Genomic DNA, 9,732 nt, shown 5'->3' with positions numbered 1-9,732 from the left:
CCGCGTCGCAGGAACGCCCCGCTGCCTTGCGGCATCGGGGCGCTGTGCAACAGGGCCGGCTCTTTGGCCGCCTGTCGGTTGATACAAGGATCTGGCGGAGGCTGTGAGATTCGAACTCACGGACGGTTGCCCGTCGGCAGTTTTCAAGACTGCTGGTTTAAACCACTCACCCAAACCTCCGAAGCTCCGTATTCTAGCCGGGCTTGCGTGGGTCCCGAGGGATGCGTGCCGATGCACGACCCGCAATCAAAAAGGCGCCCCTTCGCAGGGGCGCCTTTCGGGGGGCGCAGCGGATCAGCCGCGGGCAGCGATGGCCTGGGCTGCGGCCAGGGCCGTCATGTTGACCACGCGGCGCACGGTGGCGGAGGGGGTCAGCACGTGGGCTGCCGCGGCGCCGCCCAGCAGGATGGGGCCGATGGTCGTGCCGTGGCCGCCCGTGGTCTTGAGCACGTTGAACAGGATGTTCGCGGCGTCGAGGTTGGGGCAGATCAGCACGTTGGCCTCGCCGTGCAGCGAGGACTCGAGCAGGGCGCGGTCGCGGATGGCTTCGGACAGGGCGGAGTCGCCGTGCATTTCGCCATCGCATTCCACGTCGGGGTTGGCGGCGGCGAACAGGTCGCGCGCGGCGCGCATCTTCAGCGCCGAGGGGCGGCTGGACGAGCCGTAGTTGCTGTGCGACAGGAAGGCCACCTTGGGCGGCAGGCCGAAGCGGGCCACTTCCTCGGCCGCCAGGCGGGCGATGTCGGCCAGCTCGGTGGCGTTGGGCGCCTCGTTGATGTAGGTGTCGGCGATGAACAGCGTGCCGCTGTCCAGCATCACGGCGTTGACGGTGGCGAACTCGCCGGCGCCTTGCTTGAGGCCGAGCACGTCGCGCACATGGGCCAGGTGGCTGTCGAACTTGCCGACCAGGCCGCAGAGCATGGCGTCGGCATCGCCCAGGTGGACCATGAGCGCTGCGATCAGCGTGTTGGAGCGGCGCACGGCGGCCTTGGCGGTCTCGGGCGTGACGCCGTTGCGGCCCATCAGGCGGTGGTAGGTTTCCCAGTACTGGCGGAAGCGCGGATCGTCCTCGGGGTTGCAGATCTCCACGTCCTTGCCCAGCACCAGGCGCAGGCCGGCCTTGGCGATGCGGGCCTCGATCACGGCGGGGCGGCCGATCAGGATGGGCTTGGCCAGGCCGTCATCGACGGCCACCTGGGCGGCGCGCAGCACGCGCTCGTCTTCGCCTTCGGCATAGGCCACGCGCTGCTGGTTGGCCTTGGCAGCGGCGAACACCGGACGCATGAACATGCTGGTCTGGTAGACGAAGCGGGTCAGGCTCTCGCGGTAGGCGTCGTAGTCGGCGATGGGGCGGGTGGCGACGCCGGACTCTTCGGCAGCCTTGGCCACGGCCGGCGCGATGCGCAGGATCAGGCGGGTGTCGAAGGGCGTGGGGATCAGGTAGTCGGGGCCGAACTTCAGCTCCTTGCCCTGGTAGGCGGCGGCGACTTCATCGCTGACGTCCTGCTTGGCCAGTGCGGCGATTTCGCGCACGCAGGCCAGCTTCATGGCTTCGGTGATCTTGGTGGCGCCGCAGTCCAGCGCGCCACGGAAGATGTAGGGGAAGCACAGGACGTTGTTGACCTGGTTGGGGTAGTCCGAACGGCCCGTGGCCATGATGCAGTCCGGGCGCACGGCCTTGGCCAGCTCGGGGCGGATCTCGGGTTCGGGGTTGGCCAGGGCCAGGATGATGGGCTTGTCGGCCATGGTCTTGACCATGTCGGCAGTGAGCACGCCGGGAGCCGAGCAGCCCAGGAACACGTCGGCGTCCTTGACGGCGTCGGCCAGGGTGCGGGCGTCCGTCTTTTGCGCGTACTGGGCCTTGGAGGCGTCCAGGCCACCGGGGCGGCCTTCGTAGATCACGCCCTTGGAGTCGCACATGAAGACGTTTTCGCGCTTGACGCCCAGGCCCACCATCACGTTCACGCAGGCGATGGCGGCGGCGCCGGCGCCGGAGACGGCGATCTTGACGTTGCCGATCTGCTTGTCCACCAGCTCCAGCCCGTTGAGCAGGGCGGCGCTGGAGATGATGGCCGTGCCGTGCTGGTCGTCATGGAACACGGGGATGTTCATGCGCTTGGACAGCTCCTGCTCGATGTAGAAGCACTCGGGCGCCTTGATGTCCTCGAGGTTGATGCCGCCCAGCGTGGGTTCGAGCGAGGCGATGATCTCGATCAGCTTGTCCGGATCGCGCTCGGCCAGTTCGATGTCGAACACGTCGACGCCGGCGAACTTCTTGAACAGGCAGCCCTTGCCTTCCATCACCGGCTTGCCGGCCAGCGGGCCGATGTCACCCAGGCCCAGCACGGCCGTGCCGTTGGTGATGACGCCGACCAGGTTGCCGCGCGCCGTGTATTCGGCGGCCAGCGAGGGGTCGGCCTGGATGTCCAGGCAGGGGTAGGCCACGCCGGGCGAATAGGCCAGCGACAGGTCGCGCTGGTTGGACAAGGGCTTGGTGGGCGTGACGGAGATCTTGCCCTTGTTGGGGCTGCGATGGTATTCGCGGGCTGCGTCGCGCAGGGCTTGTTCGGCGTTGGACAGGTTTTGGGTCATACAGGAATTCTCTGCAAATGCTCTCGGAGCTTACCGGATAGCTACAGCCTATGAGGGTCAGGACAGTTTTGCCTCAGGGATTTCGACAACAAGCCCCCTGGCGCCTATGGACGGCAGGGGGCGCACGGCCCGGCGGGTAGGCCGGGCGGTTGTTGGGCGTGCCCGCCAGGGCGGGCACTGTTTCATCAGTGGGCGTCTGCCTGGCGTGCGGCCCGGACGGCAGCAGAGGTGTCGCTGCTGGCTCCGTTGAAGAAAATGTTCAATGCCACCGCGGTAATCGAGGCCAGCAGGATACCGGATTCGATCAACGGATGAATGCCGTGGGGCATCCATTGGCGGAAATTCGGCGCCACCAGCGGAATCATGCCCACGCCGATGGACACGGCGACGATCATGGCGTTGTTGCGGTTGGTCTGGAAATCCACGTTGCTCAGGATGCGGATGCCGGTGGAGGCCACCATGCCGAACATCACCAGGCCCGCGCCGCCCAGCACCACGGTGGGCAGGGACTCGACCAGGGCGCCCATCTTGGGCAGCACGCCCAGCACGATCAGGATCACGCCGCCGGCCACGCAGACCCAGCGGCTCTTGACGCCGGTGACGGCGACCAGGCCCACGTTCTGCGAGAAGCTGGTGTAGGGAAAGGTGTTGAAGATGCCGCCGATCAGCGTGCCCAGGCCGTCGGTGCGCAGGCCGCGGGTCAGCTCGTCCTGGCTGATCTTGCGATCGGTCATGTCGCCCAGGGCCAGGAACATGCCGGTGGACTCGATCATCACCACCACCATCACCAGGCTCATGGTGAGGATCAGGATGGGGTCGAACACCGGCGTGGCGATCTCGAAGGGCAGCACCATCGTGAACCATTCGGCCTTGGCGACCTTGCTGAAGTCCATCAGGCCCATGGCCACGGACAGCACGCCGCCGATCAGGATGCCCATGAGCACCGAGACGTTGGCCAGGAAGCCCTTGGCAAAGCGCGCGATCAGCAGGATGGACAGCAGCACGATGGCCGAGATGCCCACGCCGGTCAGGTCGCCGTACTTGGGGTTGGGAATGGTGGGCACGACCGCGAAGCCCTTGGGCACGGGCGGCAGCGAGGAGCCTGGCGCGCCGGCCGTGGCCTGGGCGTCGGCCAGCCATTTCAGGTGCTCGGGGTTGGGCACGCTGGGCGCGGTGGGGCCGACGGGGTTGCCGAAGATCCAGTTCACGCCCACGCGCATCAGGCTGATGCCGATGACGGCAATGATGGTGCCGGTCACCACGGGCGGGAAAAAGCGCAGCATGCGGCTGATCAGCGGGGCGATGAGGATGGATACGATCCCCGCCCCGATCACCGAGCCGAAGATCAGCCCCGCCCCCGCCGAGCCGCCCGTGGTCTGCGCCATGGACACCATGGGCGCCACGCTGGCGAAGGTCACGCCCATCATCACGGGCAGCTTGATGCCGAACCACTGGGTCGCGCCCATGGCCTGGATCAGCGTGATCAGGCCGCAGCAAAACAGGTCCGCCGAGATCAGGTGGGCCACCTGCTCGGGCGGCAGGTTGAGTGCGCGGCCGACGATCAGGGGCACGGCCACGGCGCCCGCATACATCACGAGAACGTGCTGCAGGCCCAGCGCCGTGAGCTTGCCTGCGGGCAGCATCTCATCGACGGGATGAACGGAAGATTGCATGGGGATTTGTCTCCTCGGGATTTATGGGAACGGACGCCGGCGTGACAGGGTTTGGCACCAACATCCATACAAAAAGTGTATACAGATCATGGGAAATTTCTGCTCCCGGTAAACCCTGTTGCGGCAGTCGCGCCAACCCGTTTTGCTGCGCATCGCCTGCCAGGGCGGGAGTGCCATGGTGCATTGCAAGATGGATGCCAGCCGCCAGGCAAGCGCCAGGCAAGCGCCAGGCACCGTGCTGGTGCCTGGCGGCCGCTGTGGTGCGGCTCGGGCGAGGTTCGGATGCGGCTCGGGTGCACGGCATGGGCTGCGGCGGTGCATGCGCCACGATGCGGTGCCCGGGCGCAAAAAAGCCCGGCGGCGCCGGGCTTGGGTGTCAGGCCTTGATGCGGGCCGTCAGGCGGTCAGGCCGTCAGGCCGTCAGGTCGCACAGCATGCGCGCGATGACCTTGGTGGCGCGGCGCAGGTCCTCCAGCACCAGGCGCTCGTCGGCGCGCTTGGCATGGGACTCCAGCACGGTGCGCGGGCCGGCGCCGTAGATCACGCCGGGAATGCCACGCTCCACGTACAGGCGCACGTCGGTGTACAGCGGCGTGCCCACGGCCGGGGGCTTTTCGCCGAAGACGGCTTCGCCATGGGCCTGGATGGCGTCCACCAGGGGCTTGTTGCCGGCCAGCGGCGTCATGGCATTGGCCAGCAGCAGGCGCTTGATGTCCACGCGCACGGCATCCTCGCCCGTGTAGCCGCCCTTGGCGTTGAAGTCGGCAATGGCCTGGGCGATGACGGCGCGGATGCTGGCCTCGACCTCGGCGGGGTTCTCCTCGGGGATCATGCGGCGGTCGATCTTGAGCACGACCTTGCCGGGCACCACGTTGGTGTTGGTGCCGCCTTCGATGCGGCCGATGTTCAGGTAGGGGTGCTTGATGCCCGGCACCTTGGAGGTCACCTGCTGGTACTTGGTGTTCTCGGCGTACAGCGCGTTCATCAGCACCACGGCGGCCTGCAGCGCGTCCACGCCCGTGTGGGGCACGGCGGCATGGGCCATCTTGCCCTGCACGGTCACTTCCATCTGCAGGCAGCCGTTGTGGGCGGTGACGACTTCGTAGCTGAAGCCGGCCGCGACCATCAGGTCGGGTTGGGTGAGGTTGTTGGCCAGCAGCCAGCCGGGGCCCAGGATGCCGCCGAATTCCTCGTCGTAGGTGAAGTGCAGTTCCACCGCGCCCTTGGAGGGCTTGGCCACGGCTTCGAGCGCACGCACGGCGTAGGTGAAGGTGGCGAAGTCGCTCTTGCTCACGGCGGCGGCGCGGCCGTAGAGCTTGCCGTCCTCGATGGCGGCGCCATAGGGGTCCTGGGTCCAGCCTTCACCGGGCGGCACCACGTCGCCGTGGGCGTTCAGCGCAATGGTCAGGCCGCCGCCGGCGTCACCTGCGCTGCCGTAGGGGCGGCGCACGATCAGGTTGGTGATGGACTCCATGCCGTAGGCCTTGACCTCGGCCTCGGGCACGGTGTGCTTCTCGGCCTCGTAGCCGAAGGTCTTGAGCAGCTCGGCCGTGCGCTCGGCGTGGGGGGCGTTGTTGCCCGGTGGGGTGTCGGTCGGAACCTGGACCAGGGCCTGCAGGAATTGCACCTCTTCATCGAAATGCTGGTCGATCCAGGCGTCCAGGGCGGCGTAGGTGGCTTGCTTGTCTTGGTTCATGTTGGTCATTGCTGCTCTTGGGCCAGTTGGTTCAGTACGTGGGAGAAGGCATCGACGGACAGTTGCATGTCGTCGGCGGTGGAGCTTTCCAGCGGGTTGTGGCTGATGCCGGCGTTCAGGCCGCGTACGAACAGCATGGCCTGGGGCATGATTTCATGCAGCTTCATGGCGTCGTGGCCGGCGCCGCTGGGCATGCGGTACAGGGGCACGCCCAGGGCGTCCACGGCGGCTTCCCAGCGCTGCTGCCATTCGGGGGCGCTGGGGGCGGCGGCGGCCTTCATGGCCAGCTCGGTGCTGTAGCGCAGGCCACGGCGCTGGGCGATGGCCTCGATCTCGGCCAGGATGTCGGCCACCATGGCGTCGCGCTGCTCGTTGGTGGGCGCGCGCAGGTCCAGGCTGAACTGGCAGCGGCCGGGAACCACGTTGACCGAGCCGCTGGGCACATTGAGCTGGCCCATGGTGGCTACCGAGGTGCCGTCGCGCGCGGCGCGCTTTTCGATGTACAGCGCCAGCTCGGCCACGCCGCAGGCGGCATCGCGGCGGCGGTCCATGGGCGTGGTGCCGGCGTGGCTGGCCATGCCGATCATCTCGCAGATGTAGCGCGCGCTGCCGTTGATGGAGGTGACGATGCCCAGCGGGATGTCCAGCTCGTTGAGCACCGGGCCCTGTTCGATGTGCACCTCGATGAAGCCCAGGTAGCGGGCCGGATCGCGCTGCAGCTTCGGAATGTCGTCAATGCACAGGCCGGCATGCTGCATGGCTTCGCGCAGGGTGATGCCGTCGGCATCCTTTTGCTCCAGCCATTCCTGCCTGAAGTCGCCGATCAATGCGCCCGAGCCCAGGAAGGTGGCCTTGTAGCGCTGGCCCTCCTCTTCCGCAAAGCCCACGACCTCGATGTGGAACGGCAGGCGCCTGCCCTGGCGGTGCAGCTCGCGCACGCAGGCCATGGGCACGAAGATGCCCAGGCGGCCGTCGTACTTGCCGCCGTTGCGCACGGTGTCGTAGTGGCTGCCGGTCAGCAGGGTCTTGGCATCGTCGGTGGCCGCCTTGTAGCGGCCCACGACGTTGCCCACGGCGTCGATCTCGACCTCGTCGAAGCCGCAGTCGCGCATCCAGTGGCTGATGCGCTGGGCGCAGGCGCGGTGGGCGTCGGTGAGGTAGGTGACGGTGAGCTGGCCCTTTTCGGCATAGCCGGGGTCGCTGTGCTGGGCCAGCTTTTCCTGCCAGTCCCAGACATCGTTGCCCAGCTCGGGCGTGTAGCCGAACTTGTCGTTCAGGCGGATCTCGGCAATGCGGTGGATGTTGCGCAGCGCCTCGCCCAGCTCGAAGTCGGGGTGGTTGTGCAGGCGGCGCTCGAAGGTCTCGATGATCTCGGCCTTGGCCAGGCCCGCGCCGCGCGGACCGCGCACGGCCAGGATGAAGGGAAAGCCGAAGCGCTTGCCGTACTCGGCGTTGAGCTTGCGGATGTGCTCCAGCTCCTCGGGCGTGCAGCGGGTCAGGCCGGCCTTGTTCTGCTCGTTGGTGGATTCGGCCGTGAGCGTGTTGGTCTCCATGGCCTTGCCGGCCAGCTCCGGGTGGGCGCGGATCAGGTCGAGCTTGGCCTGCACCGGCGCCTTGTCCAGCACCTGGGCCATGGCGTACTTGATCTGTGCCAGCGAGCGGAAGGGGCGCTGGGCCAGCGCGGCCTCGGCAATCCAGGGCGAGTGTTCGTACAGGCCGTCGAGCAGACCGGTGGCGGTGGCCAGGTCGGCGGCATTGAGTTGTTCCAGCGTCAGAGCCATGCTGCGTTATTCCTTGTCGGGATGGTGGTGCGCCCAGTGGCGCGCGAGGTCGATGCGGCGGCAGACCCAGACCTTGTCGTGCCGCTGGATGTGGTCCAGAAAGCGCTGCAGTGCCGTGATGCGGCCGGGGCGGCCCAGCAGGCGGCAGTGCATGCCAATGCTCATCATCTTGGGGGAGTCATCGCCGGCCGGATCGCCCTCGGCGTAGAGGGCGTCGAACGTGTCCTTCAGGTATTGGAAGAACGGGTCGGCGTGCGAGTAGCCCTGGGGCAGGGCGAAGCGCATGTCGTTGCAGTCCAGCGTGTAGGGCACGATGAGCTGGCTGCGGGTGCTGCCGTCGCTCTTGCCGACCTTCATCCAGAAGGGCAGGTCGTCGCCGTAGTAGTCGCTGTCATAGGCGAAGCGGCCGTCGTCGGCCACCAGGCGGTGGGTGTTGGGGCTGTCGCGGCCCGTGTACCAGCCCAGGCCGTGGTCGCCATCGTGGCCATACAGCTCGCCGAAGATCTCCATGCACTGGCGCATGTGCTCGCGCTCGACCTCGGCGGGAATGTTCTGGTAGTGGATCCACTTGAGGCCGTGGCAGGCCACTTCATGGCCCAGCTCGTGGAAGGCGGCGGCCAGTTCGCGGTGCTTTTGCAGGGCCGTGGCCACGCCGAACACGGTCAGCGGCAGGCCGCGCTTCTCGAACTCGCGCAGGATGCGCCAGACGCCTGCGCGCGAGCCGTATTCATAGATGCCTTCCATGCTCATGTGGCGCTCGGGGTAGGCGGCCGGATTGAACATTTCGGACAGGAACTGCTCGCTGGCGGCATCGCCATGCAGCACGCAGTTCTCGCCGCCCTCTTCGTAGTTGAGGACGAATTGCACGGCCACGCGGGCCTGGCCGGGCCAGCGGGCGTGGGGGGGCGTGCGACCGTAGCCGATCAGGTCGCGGGGATAGGGGGCAGTGGCGTCGTAGGTCATGCGGATACGGAGGAAAGGGCCATCGAAAGATCGCTGGTCGGCATGTCGCGGTCGAAGGTCAGGCCGGCTTCCACGTGGTCCAGGTGCTGCTGCATGAGCTGCACGGCGTGGTCGGCGTCGCCGCCGGCCAGGGCCGTGACGATTTCGGCATGCTCGTCATGGGAATGCTCGGCGGCCGTGCTGGACTGGTACATCAGCGTGATCAGCGCGCAGCGCGAGATCAGTTCGCCCAGCAACTGGGCCAGCACCTCGTTGCCCATGAGTTCGGCCATGCGCACGTGGAAGTCGCCCAGCAGCTCGGTACGCTGGCCGACGTCGTTGCCGTCCATGGCCTTTTTCTCGGCCGCCACGTGCTGCCGCAGCGCGCGGATCTTGGCCGGCGTGCTCTGGGCGATGAAGGCGCGCACCATCTCGGCTTCGAGCATGCGGCGCACGGCGAAGACCTGGCGCGCCTCGTCCACCGAGGGCGTGGCCACGAAGGCCCCGCGCGCGGGTTCGAGCCGGATCAGGCGGTTTTGCGACAGCTGGAACAGCGCCTGGCGCACCAGGGTGCGCGAGACGCCGAAATGGTCTGCCAATTTCTGCTCGGCCAGCTTGGTGCCGGGCAGAAGACGGTGTTCGACGATGGCCCGGGTCAGGCTCTCGACAATGAAACTGGTGGTGGAAGTCTCCATCCGGCCATCATAGCGGCTGGCCACAAGAGTTGTATACAGTTTCTGTCTACTGCTTATTGGCGTTTCCCCGCATACGGCATCCCTTTTCAGAAACCGGGTGCGGCCGTATCGAAGTGCCGTGCCAGGTGCTCCACAAAGCGCTGCACGCGCTGGGTTGCCGCATGCCGCTGCGGATAGACCACATGGATGTCGGCCGGTGTCGTGGCATGGTCGGCCAGCACCTGCACCAGGCGGCCGCTGCGCAGGTAGCGGGCGATATCCCATTCGGCCCGCATGACGATGCCCAGGCCGGCCAGGGCCCAGCCCACGGCGATCTCGCCATCGTTGGTGCTCAGGCTGTCGCGCAGACGCGG

At 67.2% G+C, this 9,732-nt stretch carries 7 protein-coding genes and 1 tRNA gene; all 8 read right to left on the bottom strand.

Translation table 11 applies throughout. The features are described 5' to 3' along the window. Window positions 1-92: 92 nt before the first annotated feature. Window positions 93-180: transfer RNA gene (locus L995_RS03280), tRNA-Ser, on the bottom strand. A 114-nt stretch (window positions 181-294) separates the two neighbouring features. Then, window positions 295-2,592: an NADP-dependent malic enzyme gene (locus L995_RS03275; RefSeq protein ID WP_012204029.1), complete on the bottom strand. Its 2,298-nt coding sequence runs from the start codon at window positions 2,590-2,592 to the stop codon at window positions 295-297. 185 nt (window positions 2,593-2,777) lie between these two features. Then, the gene (locus L995_RS03270; RefSeq protein WP_016449790.1) at window positions 2,778-4,265 is read right to left on the bottom strand and encodes a nucleobase:cation symporter-2 family protein; all 1,488 of its coding nucleotides are present in this window, start codon (window positions 4,263-4,265) and stop codon (window positions 2,778-2,780) included. A gap of 412 nt (window positions 4,266-4,677) precedes the next feature. Beyond that, window positions 4,678-5,970: a M20 family metallopeptidase gene (locus L995_RS03265; RefSeq protein WP_016449789.1), complete on the bottom strand. Its 1,293-nt coding sequence runs from the start codon at window positions 5,968-5,970 to the stop codon at window positions 4,678-4,680. Beyond that, a complete protein-coding gene (uraD, locus tag L995_RS03260) occupies window positions 5,967-7,742 on the bottom strand; it encodes a 2-oxo-4-hydroxy-4-carboxy-5-ureidoimidazoline decarboxylase (protein ID WP_016452630.1) in 1,776 nt (591 codons plus the stop codon). Before uraD ends, L995_RS03265 begins: the two co-directional genes overlap by 4 nt. 6 nt (window positions 7,743-7,748) lie before the next feature. After that, window positions 7,749-8,705 carry an allantoinase PuuE gene (puuE, locus tag L995_RS03255; protein WP_016452629.1) on the bottom strand — a complete coding sequence of 319 codons (957 nt, stop codon included), beginning with the start codon at window positions 8,703-8,705 and terminating at the stop codon, window positions 7,749-7,751. Continuing rightward, the gene (locus tag L995_RS03250) at window positions 8,702-9,379 is read right to left on the bottom strand and encodes a GntR family transcriptional regulator (RefSeq protein WP_012204034.1); all 678 of its coding nucleotides are present in this window, start codon (window positions 9,377-9,379) and stop codon (window positions 8,702-8,704) included. The genes puuE and L995_RS03250 overlap by 4 nt, the downstream gene beginning before the upstream one ends. Window positions 9,380-9,465: 86 nt before the next feature. Next, the coding region (locus L995_RS03245) for a LysR substrate-binding domain-containing protein (protein WP_047469125.1) at window positions 9,466-9,732 on the bottom strand (267 nt) is incomplete at its 5' end.

Origin of the sequence: Delftia sp. ZNC0008, from assembly GCF_000799035.1 — a bacterium.
GTDB classification, from domain to species: domain Bacteria; phylum Pseudomonadota; class Gammaproteobacteria; order Burkholderiales; family Burkholderiaceae_C; genus Comamonas; species Comamonas tsuruhatensis.
This window is presented reverse-complemented; position numbering and strand designations above follow the sequence as displayed.

Bases quoted from the DNA above. Each gene is read 5' to 3' on its own strand.
- L995_RS03275 (WP_012204029.1), bottom strand. From the start codon at position 2,592: ATGACCCAAAACCTGTCCAACGCCGAACAAGCCCTGCGCGACGCAGCC.
- L995_RS03270 (WP_016449790.1), bottom strand. From the start codon at position 4,265: ATGCAATCTTCCGTTCATCCCGTCGATGAGATGCTGCCCGCAGGCAAG.
- L995_RS03265 (WP_016449789.1), bottom strand. From the start codon at position 5,970: ATGACCAACATGAACCAAGACAAGCAAGCCACCTACGCCGCCCTGGAC.
- uraD (WP_016452630.1), bottom strand. From the start codon at position 7,742: ATGGCTCTGACGCTGGAACAACTCAATGCCGCCGACCTGGCCACCGCC.
- puuE (WP_016452629.1), bottom strand. From the start codon at position 8,705: ATGACCTACGACGCCACTGCCCCCTATCCCCGCGACCTGATCGGCTAC.
- L995_RS03250 (WP_012204034.1), bottom strand. From the start codon at position 9,379: ATGGAGACTTCCACCACCAGTTTCATTGTCGAGAGCCTGACCCGGGCC.